Annotated in this window: 13 protein-coding genes; 4 read left to right on the forward strand and 9 right to left on the reverse strand. The window is 39.7% G+C overall.

The annotated features are described in order from the left end of the window. Positions 1 to 51: 51 nt before the first annotated feature. The 3 genes from CBM24_RS17290 to CBM24_RS17300 form a co-directional block, all read right to left on the reverse strand. A complete protein-coding gene (locus CBM24_RS17290) occupies positions 52 to 1,278 on the reverse strand; it encodes a DEAD/DEAH box helicase (protein WP_046674542.1) in 1,227 nt (408 codons plus the stop codon). 201 nt (positions 1,279 to 1,479) lie between these two features. Then, a complete protein-coding gene (nhaA, locus tag CBM24_RS17295) occupies positions 1,480 to 2,667 on the reverse strand; it encodes a Na+/H+ antiporter NhaA (protein ID WP_088162110.1) in 1,188 nt (395 codons plus the stop codon). Positions 2,668 to 3,228: 561 nt separating this feature from the next. Further along, complete coding sequence (locus CBM24_RS17300) at positions 3,229 to 4,209, reverse strand: hypothetical protein (protein WP_157698517.1); 981 nt, start codon at positions 4,207 to 4,209, stop codon at positions 3,229 to 3,231. Positions 4,210 to 4,481: 272 nt separating this feature from the next. Here CBM24_RS17300 and CBM24_RS17305 point away from each other — a divergent pair, with 272 nt between their 5' ends. Next, complete coding sequence (locus CBM24_RS17305) at positions 4,482 to 6,107, forward strand: ABC-F family ATP-binding cassette domain-containing protein (RefSeq protein WP_088162112.1); 1,626 nt, start codon at positions 4,482 to 4,484, stop codon at positions 6,105 to 6,107. A 129-nt stretch (positions 6,108 to 6,236) separates the two neighbouring features. On the opposite strand, the gene CBM24_RS17310 is transcribed toward CBM24_RS17305, so the two are convergent. Then, positions 6,237 to 7,223, reverse strand: coding sequence for an endonuclease/exonuclease/phosphatase family protein (locus CBM24_RS17310; protein ID WP_088162113.1), 987 nt, complete (start codon positions 7,221 to 7,223; stop codon positions 6,237 to 6,239). Between the two features lie 203 nt (positions 7,224 to 7,426). Here CBM24_RS17310 and CBM24_RS17315 point away from each other — a divergent pair, with 203 nt between their 5' ends. The 3 genes from CBM24_RS17315 to CBM24_RS17325 are packed head-to-tail and all read left to right on the forward strand — an operon-like array spanning position 7,427 to position 10,732. After that, positions 7,427 to 8,602 carry a glycosyltransferase family 4 protein gene (locus tag CBM24_RS17315; protein ID WP_088162114.1) on the forward strand — a complete coding sequence of 392 codons (1,176 nt, stop codon included), beginning with the start codon at positions 7,427 to 7,429 and terminating at the stop codon, positions 8,600 to 8,602. Next, positions 8,590 to 9,591, forward strand: coding sequence for a lysylphosphatidylglycerol synthase transmembrane domain-containing protein (locus tag CBM24_RS17320; RefSeq protein ID WP_088162115.1), 1,002 nt, complete (start codon positions 8,590 to 8,592; stop codon positions 9,589 to 9,591). Before CBM24_RS17315 ends, CBM24_RS17320 begins: the two co-directional genes overlap by 13 nt. Positions 9,592 to 9,640: 49 nt before the next feature. Then, positions 9,641 to 10,732: a glycosyltransferase family 4 protein gene (locus tag CBM24_RS17325; RefSeq protein WP_198385932.1), complete on the forward strand. Its 1,092-nt coding sequence runs from the start codon at positions 9,641 to 9,643 to the stop codon at positions 10,730 to 10,732. A 70-nt stretch (positions 10,733 to 10,802) separates the two neighbouring features. On the opposite strand, the gene CBM24_RS17330 is transcribed toward CBM24_RS17325, so the two are convergent. From CBM24_RS17330 to CBM24_RS17350, 5 genes are all read right to left on the reverse strand, one after another. Further along, on the reverse strand, positions 10,803 to 12,032 hold the full coding sequence (locus CBM24_RS17330) for a sterol desaturase family protein (RefSeq protein WP_198385933.1): 1,230 nt from the start codon (positions 12,030 to 12,032) through the stop codon (positions 10,803 to 10,805). 341 nt (positions 12,033 to 12,373) lie between these two features. Beyond that, the gene (locus tag CBM24_RS17335; protein WP_088162117.1) at positions 12,374 to 13,957 is read right to left on the reverse strand and encodes an MDR family MFS transporter; all 1,584 of its coding nucleotides are present in this window, start codon (positions 13,955 to 13,957) and stop codon (positions 12,374 to 12,376) included. Between the two features lie 2 nt (positions 13,958 to 13,959). Next, positions 13,960 to 15,063: an HlyD family secretion protein gene (locus CBM24_RS17340; RefSeq protein WP_088162118.1), complete on the reverse strand. Its 1,104-nt coding sequence runs from the start codon at positions 15,061 to 15,063 to the stop codon at positions 13,960 to 13,962. A gap of 14 nt (positions 15,064 to 15,077) precedes the next feature. Continuing rightward, positions 15,078 to 16,388, reverse strand: a complete 1,311-nt coding sequence (locus CBM24_RS17345) for a TolC family protein (protein WP_088162119.1) — start codon at positions 16,386 to 16,388, stop codon at positions 15,078 to 15,080. Further along, entirely contained in the window at positions 16,378 to 16,995 is a 618-nt protein-coding gene (locus tag CBM24_RS17350; RefSeq protein WP_075993267.1) for a TetR/AcrR family transcriptional regulator, read from the reverse strand. The genes CBM24_RS17345 and CBM24_RS17350 overlap by 11 nt, the downstream gene beginning before the upstream one ends. Between the last annotated feature and the right edge of the window lies 1 nt (position 16,996).

The raw sequence follows: 16,996 nt of genomic DNA on the forward strand, positions 1-16,996 counted from the left end.
CAAATACAAAGCCCCCATATTTTTCTCATATGGGGGCTTTGTATTTTAAGATCAGGCTCTTTTAGCTTTCTGATAGTTTTTATTTTTATTCCTATTGAAACGCTTCTTCTTATGCTGTGGATTCTTTTTGGCAGGATTGTAAGTAGGTCCCGCTTCAAACCCCTCTGGCAATGGAAGTTGTTCAATCGGATAACCTATTAAATTCTCAATCTGAGCGAAACGGTTTTGGTCTTTCTCATTGACAAAGGTAATGGCTGTTCCTGTAGTTGCTGCCCGCGCAGTACGTCCAATACGGTGTACGTAGTCTTCCGGATCCGGTGGAACATCGTAATTAACGACCAAACTGATCCCCACCACATCGATACCGCGAGATATCACATCTGTCCCTACCAGTACCCGTACCTGACGAGACCGGAATCTGGCCATGATATCTTCCCGTTTCGACTGCTCGAGATCCGAATGGAAACCCTCCGCATCAATCCCCTGCTTCTGTAATTCCTGAGCGAGAAGTTTGACTGTAGTTTTTTGGGATGCAAAAATAATAACAGATACATAGTTGGGATCCTTCAGTATATTCTTCAGAAGCTCCATTTTCTGTTGATCATAGGCAAGATATACACGTTGATCTATCCCTTCCGAAGGTTTAGAAATGGCAATATTGACTTCCACAGGCTCTTGCAGAATTTTTCGGGCAAAAGACCTGATCTTCATCGGCATCGTCGCCGAAAACAAAAGCATCTGCTTTTTCTTCGGTAGATAACTTACAATACGTAAAATATCGTCTTGAAATCCCATATCCAGCATACTATCGGCTTCATCCAAAACAAAGTGCTTTAAATGAGAGAGATCAATCTTCATGGAGGTAAGATGGCTTATCAACCTTCCCGGCGTAGCAACAATAATATTTACCCCCTCTCGTATGGCCCGTTTTTGCTGTTCATACCCCATACCATCACCACCACCATAAATGGCTATGGATGTTGCACCCGTATAATAAGACATGCCCATAATCTGCTGGTCAATTTGCATAGCAAGTTCCCGGGTCGGAACAAGGATAATAGCGAGGATAGATTCCCTTGAATTCCGTGCTATTGCATCGAGGATCGGCAACATATAAGCTGCTGTTTTACCTGTACCTGTCTGTGCACAGGCAATCATATCTTTTCCCTCTTTAATAATCGGGATGGTCTGTTCTTGGATCGGCGTAGCCTCCTCAAACATCATACTTTCTAAACCTTCTTCCAAAGCTGGAACAAAGCCAAATTCATCAAATCTCAACGTATTGTTTTTATTGTTGTGCCCTAAATTACTAAATCTAATTCATAAAAGTCTAAAATTAATACCTATAGCTCGTTATCCGCTTTCAAATAGATGTCCAGATCGGATTAATCCATGAGAGAATCAGAAATGAATTTGACCAAAAACAATTGTCCTACACATTCCTGTAAGCCAAGCATACGACTGCTATCTATTCAAAATCTAATCAATAACCTCTGTTTTCTTTGCGGCTGACACTGCGCTCAAAACGACATAGCCTAGCAAGCCAGCGCATAAAGAAGCGATCAGAACCGCGAACTTTGCTTCTTCAATCAGCATGCTATCATCAAAAGATAGTATCGAGATGAAGATCGACATCGTGAAACCGATTCCCCCCAACAAACCTACACCAAAAATCTGTTTCCAGCCAGCCCCTTCCGGTAATTGCGCAATCTTCAATTTTTTAGCAATAAAACAGATCAAAAATATCCCAATTGATTTACCAGCGATTAGGCCAAGGATAATACCGATCCCCAATTTTGAAGTCAAACCACCAATCATTTCCCCATGGATTGGAATAAGCGTATTCGCAAATGCAAACAAAGGAATGATAATGAAATTGACAGGTTTGGTCAATAGATGCTCAAGTTTCTCCAAGGGAGATTCTTCCGCATCCGGTGTTGTCGGCAGCGTCATGGCCACCAGCACGCCAGCTATTGTTGCATGAATACCCGAGTGGTGAACAAAGTACCAAATAAATAGTCCCGGAATCAGGTAAGCCCATATTGCTTTAACGCCCAATTTATTTAACACGATCAAAAACAGAAATATACCTAAAGCAATAAATAAATAGGTCGCATGAATTCCATTGCTATAAAAGATCGCAATAACCAATATGGCAAGTAGGTCGTCAACAATCGCTAACGCAGCCAAAAAGATCTTAAGACTGGCAGGTACCTTATTTCCCAGAAGCGTGATAACTGCTAAAGCAAATGCAATATCCGTTGCCATAGGGATTCCCCAGCCGTTTGCAGTATCGGTGCCCTGATTTAATGCAAAATAAATGATGGCAGGCAAAAGCGCCCCACCAACCGCAGCCAAAATGGGCAGAATTGCTTTACTTGGCGATGAGAGTTCACCTTCTACAATTTCACGTTTTATCTCGAGCCCCACCAGTAAAAAGAAAATCGCCATCAAGCCATCGTTGAGCCACAACAACCAGGAATATTTTAAATGAATATGACCGCTCTCAAAGCCTACTTCCCGGTTCAGAAATTCCATTACACTGGCATACAATGATGTATTTGCTACGATCAATGCCAGAATAACACAGGAAAAAAGTATAATTCCGCCAGCAAAGCTGGATTTTAAGAATTCTTTAAAGACAGTTAAATTGATAAGTTTTGACATGATTTGAATATCTAAAAACGCTTACAAAGGTTCACAAGATACGATTTTTAGGACCATTTACCGAATTCCCTAAACAATATCCGGAGCTATATCCAATGTAAAAAAGCTGAATTAGCTGTGTTTTATCAGTGGTAAAGCTCCTCTCCTATCCTTTTATTTTTCGAACCTAACGAATCAAATGTGAGAAACAGACATTATACCTTAAAATTTCATAAAAATCTAACTTATTTTTTACCGAATTAATTTGACTTTGTTGCAAAAAATACTTAGCTTGCTACTATAGTTAATAAACCGTTTATTATGTGCAAGAAGTGGATTTTCATGGTGCTTCTTTTCGTAGCAAATTTTACATATGCGCAGACGACAGAGGATAAAACCCAACATTCAGGTTCCCATTACATTATTTTAGCAATCATCGCTATCATTGTCATTGTTTATATATTATACAGGAGGCAAAAGAGGAAATTTAATGAATAAGGGAGATCAGTAGATCTCCCTTATTCATTAAATTTCCTTCCACATCCCCTTCACTTCCCATCAAACTTTCAATGACTCAACATATTAATCACGAATCGGTTCATTCGTTTGTGCTAATCGTTGCGCCCCCGTATTTGCCGGACAGGCAATATCATCTGTTGCATCGTATACAAGCTTCTTACCATTCAACTTTGTAATCAATTCTTGAGGGACATACACCTGAACTTTAGTAACCGCATAACCACTTGGATAATAACGAACATAATAACCATCAGGATGAAGCGTCCAAATACCACTTGGCACGTCCGTACGAGGCTCAGCCATACCAGCTAAGATCGCATATTGTTCAAAATCAGCGTACGAATAGTTTCCTGAGGAAACGAGCTGGCGAATATTATTTTCTGCTTCAAAGATTGTCTGTACTGCCGGTGGCATCTGGTCTTTTGCCTTTTGGACAACGTCAAATGGCAAAACGCCGAGTGCACCACCTTCCAAATGCAAAATTTGTTCAGCTGTAAGCAATTTTAAGGCTGTTTCTTTCACCGGACCCGAATAATCAATAAATTTTGTCTTCGCAATGATCGTCCACAATAGCATCTGTATATCTGATTGTGCAACTTCAGGATGCTTTTCAGCGCTTTTCAAAATTGCAATGACCACGTCTCTCTTCTTGCCCAATGTAGGTGCATACATATATCCATCACCTTTCGAAGGCGCATAAGTACCCGCTTTCAAGCAATAGCTCTTATTGGTCATTTCAAAATGTCCAGCCTCCAATAAGTAACCATCATTGCCATTCTTTTGCAAATTTTCTAAAGGTTTATAAACAGCCGTATTTTGAAAATCGGGCATTTGCTCCCCCTTCCTATTTACATCTTCAAAACTTGTACTAATCGCTTCGGGCTCTTTTAAAAGTTTATCCAGCCCAAGTACCTTGCTTCCCTTGGAAGCAACGGCTTTGCTTGCCTTATCCAATAGCCCTCCAAATTGAGCCGAGGCTCCTTGGATATTAAATAAAAAAGCAACTGCAAGTATAACGACACCCGTTATTCTATTTCTTTTCATAATTGATTTCATTTCAGCTCTTGTCCACAAAAAAGAAGCCAATTTAAATCACCAACACAATATTTATAATTTATTAATTCATTATTTGCACACATTGCTGGATTTCACGCTTCATTTCAAAGATCCTCTCCATCCATTGAAATTTCAGCGCATACAGGTTTGCCAAAGAAGCTAAAAACAGTTGATTTCCCCAACATTACTCTCCTCAATTTCTCCTGAAACTGATCACCGCAAATAGTTAAAAATACAATATTAAAACGTATCTTTGCAGCATGATTAATGTGTCAAATCTCTCCCTTCGTTTTGGTAAACGTGTACTATTCGAAGATGTCAATCTAAAATTCACACCTGGAAACTGTTACGGTATTATTGGCGCTAATGGAGCAGGTAAATCTACTTTCTTAAAAATTATCTCAGGGGAAGTCGATCCTTCGACAGGTTCAGTGGCATTCACGCCAGGCGAACGCATGTCTGTTTTAAGTCAGGATCACTATGCTTTCGATGAATTTACTGTTCTTGAAACTGTCATGATGGGTAACCAAGAGCTTTACAAAATCATGAAAGAGAAAGATGCCATTTACATGAAAGAGGATTTCTCTGATGCCGACGGCGAACGTGCTGGCGAACTGGAAAGTCTTTTTGCTGAAATGGATGGATGGAATGCCGAATCTAATGCCGCAACTTTATTGAGCAGTTTGGGCATTAAAGAAGAACTACATTATAAATTAGTTTCTGAAATTGACGGTAACCAAAAAGTCCGTGTACTCTTGGCTCAAGCATTATTTGGCAAACCAGATATTTTGATTCTCGATGAGCCTACCAATGATTTGGATATTAATACCATTGCATGGTTAGAAGATTTTTTAGCAAGTTATGAAGCAATCGTTTTAGTTGTATCCCACGACCGTCACTTCTTGGATGCTGTATGTACGCACACGGTGGATATTGATTTTGGTAAGATGACAATCTATACGGGTAACTACTCGTTTTGGTACGAATCTTCTCAATTAGCGTTAAAGCAACGTTCTGATCAAAACAAGAAAATGGAAGATAAAGTGAAAGAACTTCAGGAATTTATCCGTCGCTTCTCTGCCAACGCTTCCAAATCCAAACAAGCTACTTCTCGTAAGAAAGCATTGGATAAAATTAATATTGACGAGATTAAACCGTCCAACCGTAAATATCCTGCCATCATGTTCAATACCATGAATCGTGAACCAGGAGATCAAACGCTGCAAGTCGAAGGATTAAGCAAAACGGTCAATGGTGAGGTATTCTTCAAGGATATTACCTTTATGATTAATAAAGGCGATAAAATCGCTGTTCTAGGTCCAAATTCATTGGTTACCACAGCATTTTATGATATTATAACTGGTAGAGACACCGATTTCAGTGGCGAATTCAAATGGGGCGTTACCATCACTCCTGCCGATATGCCGATTGAAAATGCCGCATTCTTCGAAGGAAAAAGTGATAATTTGGTCGATTGGTTGAGAGACTATACAACTAACCCAGAGGCAGACGAACAATTTATACGCGGATTTTTAGGGAAAATGTTGTTCTCTGGAGAAGAAGTTATGAAGAAAGTATCTGTACTTTCAGGGGGAGAAAAAATGCGTTGTATGTTTTCTCGCATGATGCTTCAAGGTGCCAACTTCCTAATCTTTGATGAACCAACCAACCACTTGGATTTGGAATCTATCACTGCATTGAACAATGGAATGTCTGATTTTAAAGGATCAATGTTGTTCACATCCCGTGACCACGAATTGACTGAAACTGTTGCAAATAGAATCATCGAATTGACGCCGAAAGGTATCATCGACAAATTGATGACTTACGATGAATACATTAATAGCGATGTGGTGAAAGCACAACGTGAAGAAATGTATAAATAAGATAATTTATCCCAATTTAATAAAGGCTCCATAATTCATTTTATGGGGCTTTTTTGATGCGCAATAAAAAAGCACTGAGGGGTTCAGTGCTAATCGCGATTGATATGAAAGAATTGAGAAAGTTTTACTTTACTGAACCGAAGGTTTGACAACACGCCAACCTAATTGTAAGGACACCGCACAATGGTCGGATAAATCCTGGCCCTTTTCGTTTTGAAAAAGCTTTTTTTGAACCTGATAATTCTTTGCCTCAAATAGCAAATGATGGTTATTGCGATAGTAAATTTTATCAATACCTTCACAATCCTCTGTCAACTCCAATGCTGTTTTCGCTTCAAAATTCACTTGATGCCCAGGAATATTACCTTTGTTGCGTAAACTTACCCATGCATCTACCAAACCTAAGTCCTTCTGAAAAGAACCGATGTTATCCAGCTCGTAAGCATAATGTGCATTAAAGTCACCCATAATCAAAAGTGGTCTGTCAGCCGAATACTTTTTAATATAGGCTTTTAGCTGATTTATATTCTTCTGCCGGGCAATCGTTGCATTCGGATCATCCTGAGCAGTCGCATGTACATTATAAACATCTATAAATACCTCTTTGGCCAATTGAATTCGAGCATAAGAAAAGCCTTTAGGCGTCAGACAATCTGCACCATTGCAATCAGTCCAGCCTACCCGCTCAAACTCAACAATCGGATATTTTGAAAGTGTACTCAGCCCGTCCCCAAAAGGTACCCCACCCATATTTGCCGTTCGGTAGCTATGCTTATTTTCGCTGTAGAGGAACTTGTTGTAGTTAAAATCTTCCTGCACATTGACAATATCAAACCCATTGATCCGATTACCGATCGACGTAATACTGGAGGACCGCTCGGTTACAGCACTGGAAATCAATTCAGGAAGGCCAGCTATATTGTACGTTAACAAATTTAGCTTTCCGTAAGTCGCTTCCGGCATAGCTGCATACACAGCATTACTGAGCTTTGGCTGTTGTTTTGGCTTCAACTTAAAACCCAACATAACACCGGCAGACGCACAAATAAATAAGATGACAATCTTTCGAAAACCCTTAGGTCTAATTTTTTTTTCGAACAATAGATCTAATAGCATGGATTGAATATTTCGTTCACTCCAAAGCTACTGCGCCAACATTAGCTCTATTATCATATTCAATTAATTCTATTTTTAATAATTATGCACAAATTATTAAAAACTAATAATTTATAAACACTATAATGACAAAAGGTTAATACCTGCATAGCATAGGAGTTACAGCTTTCAGCTATTTTTATACAACCCCTAATAAGAATAACATGAGAAAGGTAGCCTTCTTTACAGAGATACTCGTCGAGGATTTCGACGGTGCATCACGGACAATGTTTCAGCTAATAAACCGTATAGACCAGCAGAAATTCAACTATTTTTTTATTTATGGTGGCGGCCCTACGCAATTTCGCAATTTTCATTCTTACAAGGTACCCACATTCAAAATACCGGTCAACGACGACTATTGTCTCGCTATTCCACAGCTTATTAAAAAGAAACTTGAGCTCGCCTTAGATAAATTTGCTCCCGACATGATCCATATTGCAACGCCTTCGCTTTTAGGTTTTTTTGCATTAAATTATGCCAAACGGAAAGGTATTCCTGTCCTTACGATCTATCATACACACTTCATTTCATACATTGCCTATTATTTCAAAAACATACTCCCCTTGGTCAAGCCAACTGAACAATGGATGAAAAAAGCAATGAATAACTTTTATAACAAATGTGATATTGTCTATGTACCCACCAACTCTATTCTAAACGAATTACAGCAGATTGGCTTACAACAAGAAGGATTAAAACTGTGGCAAAGAGGAATAGACACAGCCTTGTTTAATCCCAATAAAAAGAATCTATCTCAGCTGCAGACTATCACCAAGAATAACAAACCAACAATCCTCTTTGTCAGTCGTATCGTCTGGGAAAAAAATATTAAAACGCTTATTGAAATCTATCAACAGATACAAGCTCAGAATCTTGACTATAATTTCATTGTTGTCGGTGAAGGAACAGCCAAAATAATTGCAATGCAAGAGATGCCTAATGCCATTTTCTTAGGAAAGAAAAGCCATGATGAGCTTGCAATTCTATATGCTTCGGCAGATGCCTTTGTTTTCCCGTCGGTCTCAGAAACGTACGGAAATGTCGTTGTCGAAGCATTGGCATCCGGACTTCCTTGTGTTATCGCCGATGGTGGGGGTTCGGCTTCCTTGATTCAGCACGGGAAAAATGGATTTAAGTGTCAACCTGAAAATGCAGCTGGATATGTTTACTACCTCAAAAAAATTCTCTCTGACGTGAGCCTAAAAAAGAATCTCATCAATGAAGGTCTATCCTATGTCGGACAACTGGATTGGAATAGACTATCTGGGTGCTATTTTAATGACATTGAACTATTGATTGACAAAACACAGGAAGTCGATTTGGCATGGGCAAACTAACAAACCCAAGCCAACTCATCAAAGGTATTTTTCTATTTTTGATTCTGGCGTCCATCACTGTCTTTTTAGCGAAAAGCGACTTAAATGCCTTGAAAAAAGAGCTCTCCTCAGTTGGTTATCGCTTTATAATTATTTTGTTTACGACTTTCGCGGCCTATTTTGTTGGCACATTAGCTTGGTGGATATGCTTGGGCTCCACAAAAAAGAAGGTCAATCTGATCGAACTCTTTGCCATCCGTCAAATCGGGGAAACCGTTGGACTATTCAACCCTACAAGCATTATAGGTGGTGATTTATTAAAGGCACAATTGATAACCCGTTATGACATTCCCTTAAAAGAAGGATTGAATTCAGTTGCAATATCCCGTATTACCGCCGTACTGTCTCAATTGACACTCTTTTTGATTGCGATGCTTTGGTTGGTATTTTCTCCCTTAAAAAATGAAATTATACGCTACGCAGGCCCGGTAATATATATTATCTGTCTATTTTTGTTCCTTTTGATGATCCTGATATTTTATTGGTTAATGGTTGCAAAAAGTCCCTCGCAAACCAAGGCTTCAACAGCAACACTTTTTGGAAAAGCAATAGCGCATTTTCAGTCACTACTTTGGAACGTAAAAGACTTTTATCGGCATCAAAATAAGGTTTTTTGGTATTCTTACTTACTTTTTGCACTACATTGGATTATTGGCAGCCTTGAATTCTATTATATTCTAAAATTTTTGGGTGTTGCAGTACAACCAATACATGGTTTAATAGTAGATATGAGTGTCATTGTGCTGAAAAGCATCGGTGCTTTTATTCCAGGGCAACTGGGTATTGAAGAAATCGCCAATAAGCTCCTACTCCATATGATCGGTATTACTGGGGGTAGTATTTGGCTCAGTGCTTCATTATTACGTCGCGGCCGACAGCTCACCTGGGTAGCGTTGGGTTTTATATTTTATCTATGCATCAAAAGGAAACCAGTACATGTATCCATCTGAAATAGAAATACTATTTGTCAGCCACAAATATCCCCCAAGTGTTGGCGGTATGGAAAAACAAAGCTTTGAACTGATCAATACTGCGGCTCTTTACTTGAAGGTACACACCTTAGTCTATGACAACCGGGAACCTCTTTTAGCTTTCTTCTTCCAGCTGAATCGCCGAATTCTAGCCAAAATTAACGATAACCCCGGCATCAAGCTTATTCACTTTAATGATGGTTTAATTGCGTCTTTAGCCTCTTTTCACAAAGGATATTCCCATTTAAAACGAGTTGCCACGCTTCACGGACTGGATATTGTATTTCCCTTTCGCTATTTTCAACGTAAGATCATACCGCGGTTTAATACATTTGATCAGCTTATTGCGGTTAGCCAAGCTACCGCCGACGCCGCCCAGTTACGTGGTATCGATCCATCCAAAATTATTGTTATACCCAACGGTGTAGATCCGATACACCACTCCACTGCAAACAATGAATCAGCCTGCCAAAGCAAGCCCTATTTTATCACTTTGGGACGCCCTGTTAAACGGAAGGGCTTCTCGTGGTTGATGAAACATGTCATTCCCGCTATCCAGGGTGATTTCAAATTACTGATGGTAGGTCCATTCGATCACGAACCTACATGGAAAGAACGCCTATTGCAGCTTATACCCAAAAAGATAAATCATTTAATCACCTTATTCCTCGGATTTCCGACCGATCAGGGGGAGATCAGAAAATTACTGAAAGCGTACCCCGAAAAAATTGAACATCTTGGAAAAGTCCCATTCGAACAACTGCAAAGCCTCTTGACCAACGCACAGGCCTTCTTGATGCCCAATATTGAAGTGCCCGGAGATATGGAAGGCTTTGGGCTCGTCTGTTTGGAGGCTTCTACAGCAGGCACCATTGTTGTGGCCGCCGAATTAGAAGGAATTACAAGCGCCGTAACACATAATTGCAATGGCCTGCTCCTGGCAAGCAAAAACCAAAATGCATGGATCGAACAACTTCAAGCCATTTTAGCAAATCCAGTCCATTATAAAAGCCTGAGCCTACAATTTAAACAAAATACCCTAAAACAATATAGCTGGGATATTATGGCCAGATCCTATTGTCAATCATTTGCGGACTTAGTTACAGCAGCAGACCAATAATTGACAGTAACACTTCATAGATTTGACCGCATCTATCATTTAGAGGGAATGGCTCTCCAGAAAGCACTTTTCAACATCTTTCAAGACGCAAAACTTTTTTATAGTGACCTGCTAACGTTTTATAAAAAATCAATTGAATCAAAGCGAAACATCCTACCAAAACAAGCCCCAATGCTGAATAAAAAGTTAGACTGATATACAGTAGTAATAAGAATAGCCGAAGCATCTCAAGTGGAAAAACCCAGTCTTCATGTTCTAGAAGTCCCCCAATACAAATGACGCTACAGAGAATAAATCCTCCGCCAATAAGGAGTTGTATGAGTTGCTGATAATTACCATAAAGCAAAAAAAAGAAAAGCAGGAGCATCGTCAGCATGGACTGAAAAAAGATATAGCGGCTTAATACCTGTGCATGAACTTGTGGCCTAGCTCCTGCAAATATGCGCTCTTCCAGTTCTTCTCGAATTTCAGGCTGTATATCGTCAGGCCTACCAAATATAGTCCGCATTTTGTTTTTAAATCCTTCGGCCCGCTTAAATGATAGACCAATTTCAAATAAATAATGAAAATGCTGCCATAGAAAAGTGTAGCGATGAATGGGCTTTGTGAGTCCATAGACACAAGGTTCTTCTTTTTGTTCCGGGATAAATGTTCCGAATAGCTTGTCCCAAATAATCAGGATATCTCCATAATTTTTATCCAAATAGATTTCATTGCTGCTATGATGCACCCGGTGGTGAGATGGCGTTACAAATACACGCTCCAAAATCCCCAAATTTCCTACCGTCTGCGTATGGGAGAAAAATGGATATACGCCATGGATCAACAAAATAGTGGTCATCATAAAGGGAGGGAATCCCAAAAGGGGAATAAAAGCCCAAAATAACGAACGGAAAACGGCTTGAAATATGGTGATCCGGGCTGCTACGGTAAAGTTATAATCTTCACTTTGGTGATGTACAACATGAGCTGCCCACAACAAGTTTATTTCATGGCTATAGCGATGATACCAATACCAAAGAAAATCTGTAAATAGAAAAAGTATAACCCAGGTCCAAACATTCGCTTCAATGTGAAATATCGCAAAGTTTTGATACACCCAAACGAAAAAAAAGTAAAATAAACTAACAGAAAACATATCACACATACGCTCGACGATACCAACATTGAGATTTGAGATCGATTCATCAAAAGAATAAAAACGTTTCTGTTTTTTGAGGCTATACCAATATTCCAACACCATCAAGATTAAAAATAAGGGAATGATAAACGCCAAAAAATTAAGTTTTTCTGTATACATGCAGCCGCTATTTTGAAGACAAAAAATCTACCTTAATCGCAATTCAACAAGAACCGACTTTTCTGATGCCAAAAGATCAATTCTTCCAAACTCTTTATTATTAAACAATCAATTTTAAATCAGGTTTTTCAATGGACAAAAATGTATGCTTTCTAACGCCCCTACAATAACAAACGCCAACTCAAAAAGAAACGCCAACTCAACGTGATTTTCTACCACAAAAGAACGTGCACAAAAAAAGTCCTCAAAAAGTTAAACACTTTTGAGGACTTCTGATTGAACGATAAATTATTCTTCACTGATGGTGCACTATAATAACAGCGCAGCAGACGAATCCAATATTAATGTACACTGGACATATCGATCTGTGTTTTCCCTTGTTTGATCATCAATACAAAAGGGACACAAATCAGAAAGACAACCCCGAGGTACAGGAACACATCCATGTAAGATAGCACTGTTGCTTGTTTCATCACACTCATGTCCAATATCTGATGCGCTTTGGCCAAAGCCTCATTAGGTGAAAAACCTTTCGCCTGAAAACTCATCTGCAATTGCTGCACCCGTTGTTGCACATCAAACTTACTTGGATCCAAATTAGCTACCAGATCAACACGATGTTTTTGGCTATCACGGGCGATAAATGTCGTAATCAAAGCAATTCCAAATGAACCACCCAATTGACGCATCATCCCTGTAAAAGCAGCTCCTTCACCGATTGACTTACCATGTAATGTTGATAAAGACAGTGTCATAACAGGCACAAACAACAATCCTAGGCCAACTCCGCGGAGAATCAATGGCCAAAACATATGCTCCGAACCTGTATCGTTTGTCATGAGGCTATACATCCAAAAACAAAAGCCAAAAAAGATACATAGCCCTAAAGCAACCATATACTTCTGAGGAACACCATTTTGGATCATCTTACCGATAAAAGGCATCATGATACCGGTCATAATCGAACTCGGTAACAAGAGCAAACCCGCATCTGTTGCCGTCCATCCCAATATCGACTGCGTATAGATGGGAATAATAAAGGTCGATCCGAACAAGCCAAAACCAAGAATAAAGCTCATCACCACACCCACCTGTAAATTCTTATCCTTCAATACACGCAGGTTAACAATCGGTTTATCGTACACCAATTCCCGCCATATAAAAAACAGTAATCCAAAGACAGACAAAATCGATAAGCCTAAAATCAAAGGATCGTCAAACCAGTCATCCTGTTGTCCATGTTCCAATACAAACTGAAGTGAACCAATAAACATGATCAAAAATATCATACCGAACCAATCCACTTCCCTAGCAGACTGCTTTTGACTGTATTTAGGACTGCGTACAAAAGATAAGGTCAACAAGGTCGCAATAATGCCAAGCGGCACATTGATATAAAAGATATAAGGCCAAGAGAAGTTATCGATGATGTACCCACCCAACGGCGGCCCTAATGTAGGACCAACAATGACGCCCATCCCGTAGATAGCTTGGGCCATACTACGTTTTTCTTTGGGATAACTTTCCGTGATAATAGTCTGGGCTGTAACCAGTAAGGCTCCCCCACCCATCCCTTGTATAAAGCGAAATGCAACAAGCTCCCACATATTGGTTGCATTACCGCACAAAAATGAAGATACTGTGAATATGATAATAGAAGCCGCAAAGTAATTTCTACGCCCAAACTGTTGGGACAACCAGCTGGTCATCGGAATCACAATTACATTGGCAATTGCGTAAGCTGTGATAACCCATGCGACATCCGTCAGCGTCGCCCCCAATGAACCTTTCATATCGTTCAGGGCCACATTGACAATCGTTGTATCCACAATTTCCAACAGCGCACAAAGCACCGCTGTAATCGTGATTACAACGCGACGAAAACCATATTCAACCAGACTATCTTGTTGATTTAAATTTTCCATAGTTATTTAACATGCACATCTACGTCAGCATTCATGCCCGGTCTGAGCAAAGCCACATTTTCTGCTTTATTGTCTTTTGTCAATTTGATCTTTACGGGTAAACGCTGAACAGTCTTTACAAAGTTACCCGTTGCATTATCTGGAGGCAATAAAGAGAAACGTGAACCAGTGGCTGGAGAGAAAGAGTTTACCTCGCCTTCAAACTCAATAGCAGGATAAGCATCCACTTTAATACCGACTTTTTGTCCAGGTTTTATTTTTTCCAATTGCGTCTCCTTAAAGTTAGCAACGACCCAAGTTTCAATATTATCTACAATGTAGAACAAAGATTGACCTGGATTGACCATCTGCCCTGGTTGTACCTTGATATTCGATACCTGGCCATCCACAGAAGCAAGTACTGCAGTATAAGAAAGGTTCAATTTAGCCGCTTCAAGTTGCGCATTCGCTCTTTTTATATTTGCCTCAGCAACAGAAGTTTGCTTTGAAGCTACTGTAGTCTTACTCACGACTGCATTACGTTGTGAAGCACTGGCGTTACGTTGTTGTTGCAAAATTTCAACCTGCTTGTCAGCTTCCAATTTCGCTGTTAATGCCTGCTCATACTGTTGTTTCGTAATTGACTGATTGTTGTATAAGTTTTGGTAGCGGATATAATCATTATTCGCTTGCTTAGCACGAATACGTGCTGCATCGATGCTGCCCAAATTAGATTGGATCGTTGCATCCGAGATGGCTACATTCGCCGAAGATGCAGATACATCTGCCTTTGAAACATCAAAGCTACTTTGAGCTGCTGCCAAGGCTGCTAGCGCTTCATCCACACGAACCTGATAATCTTGGCTCTCAATGGTGAACAACGTATCCCCTTTTTTTACCAAATCATTATCTTTTACGTACACTTTCGAGATAAACCCACCAACACGTGGAATGATCGGACTCATGTTTTTCTCTACCTGCGCATCGTCTGTCGTTTCATGCGCCTGACCATGCATATATTTATAAGCACCGTAGGCTCCTCCGAAGATGACCAATGCAGCCAAAATAATTGTGAATTTTTTATTTGTACCTTTCTTTTCAGGTGCGTTTTCTACTGTATTTTCCATGTCTAGATTAATTGCTATTTAATGTTTAAAGACCCATTTGCTAACAGCAGGTCGTAATATTTTTCAATGGTATTTGCTTTGCTGATCGCAAGATTGATCTTGCTTTGAAGCTGCTGTACGTCGGCCGTTAACAAATCGTCCGTATCCGCGATACCATTATCGTACTTATCTTTTGTAATACGATAATTTTCAACTGCCTGATCCACAGCCTGATGGTAAACCACATCCTGCTTTTGTGCCAGCATATAGTTTTCATTGGCCTGTTGAACCTGCACTTTCACCTTATCGTTTAATAATTCAATGTGCTCATCAATTTCCCTGATATGATTTTTCGCAACATTCACTTCTCTTTTGTTTTTATAAAGTGAACCGATGTCGTAGGATACACCTACACCGACCATGGCCGCATTTGTTACGGTAACCACTTTTTGCAAACCAAAAGCATTGTAACCTGCCGTTGCAGAAACCTGTGGCAATGTAGATGCTTTTGTTACCTTCAACTGGTCCTCTGCAACCAACCGTTGTGACTCCAAAGATTTCACATCAGAACGCGAGGTTTTCGCAGCGTCATAAGATGCTTTTAAACCCAAATCAACACCGTTCACCTCAGCCAGATTGATCTGATCCAACTGCGTATCCGCATCAATTTTCAAAAAATTAGCCAATTGATAATTCAGCACCTTGATATTTTTCTGTGCTTCCTGAAGCGAAACCTGATAATTTGAAAGCTGCAGTTCTGCTTTTAACAGGTCGTTACGCGCGATCAAACCATTGTCAAGCATCGCTTTAAAATCCGAAACACGCTGCTCAGACTGCTTGATATTTTCAGCAATCAACAAGTTGGTTTGCTGAGCTTTATAAAGACTTAAATAAAGATTCACTGCACGTATAGCCAGTTGTTCTTTACTTGCTACAGCGTTGTATTCCTCGGCTTTTAATACATCTTTTGCAATATTAATTCCACCTTTAATACGTCCACCTGTATAGATTGGCATACTCACCGAAGCCTGTCCCAACCACAATTGGTTTGCAGCAATATCCGGAGCAGAGCCCCCCTCACCTAAAGCCAACTTTAAATTCACATTTGGAGTAGTCATAGCCATGTATTGTCCACTCAATTTTGCATCAGGAAGCTGTTTCGATTTGGCAGTTTCGACTTCGAGCTGTCTCCCCAATATCTTCGTATCGGTAGACTTTGCTTCCACGCTTTGATTTGCGGCCAAGTGAATTATCTCTTCCAAAGTCATGTGTTTGTTGTCTTGCGCCAACAGACCCATAGGACTTAAAAGCAATAAAGCACTCAAATTGGCCAACTTATTTTTCATATGTCAATAAAGCTTTAATTGTTTTCTGTATAAATTCTGTTAAAGTTGTTTCTATATAATTTGCATAGTCCTCATCGTTATCGATATGCAACTGATCCTGTAAAAAACAATGATTCATCTGAAAATTCATAAATACGCCCATCATCATGGAGTGGATCAAGATGGGATCATAACCCGCTTTGAATACACCCTGTTCTACCCCCGCATTGATAACAGACGATATCACTTCAAGATTGTGCAGCTTGAGTTTGCGAAAAGCCTCCGAGATCAGCATGCGTTGTTTTAACGAACTTTCAATGGTGATGATATGATACAGTTTACGATGCGAGTTCATGGACTTAAACGATTTATCCACCATAGCGTCAATTTTATCCAACGCATTATCGACAAGCGCCAACTCATCCACATTGATCATAAAATCAGGAACACGCCATTCAAAAAACGTATCCAGTAGCTTGTCCTTTGATCCAAAATAATAGTTGATCATCGCAACATTCACATTCGCCTCATTGGCGATATCACGAACGGAAGTCCCATCAAATCCTTTTGTTGCAAAAAGACGCTCTGCTGCAAGCAAAATATCAATCTGTTTCTCGTTAAATTCCATT

Origin of the sequence: Sphingobacterium sp. G1-14 (genome assembly GCF_002196555.1) — a bacterium.
Taxonomy (GTDB): Bacteria; Bacteroidota; Bacteroidia; order Sphingobacteriales; family Sphingobacteriaceae; genus Sphingobacterium; species Sphingobacterium siyangense.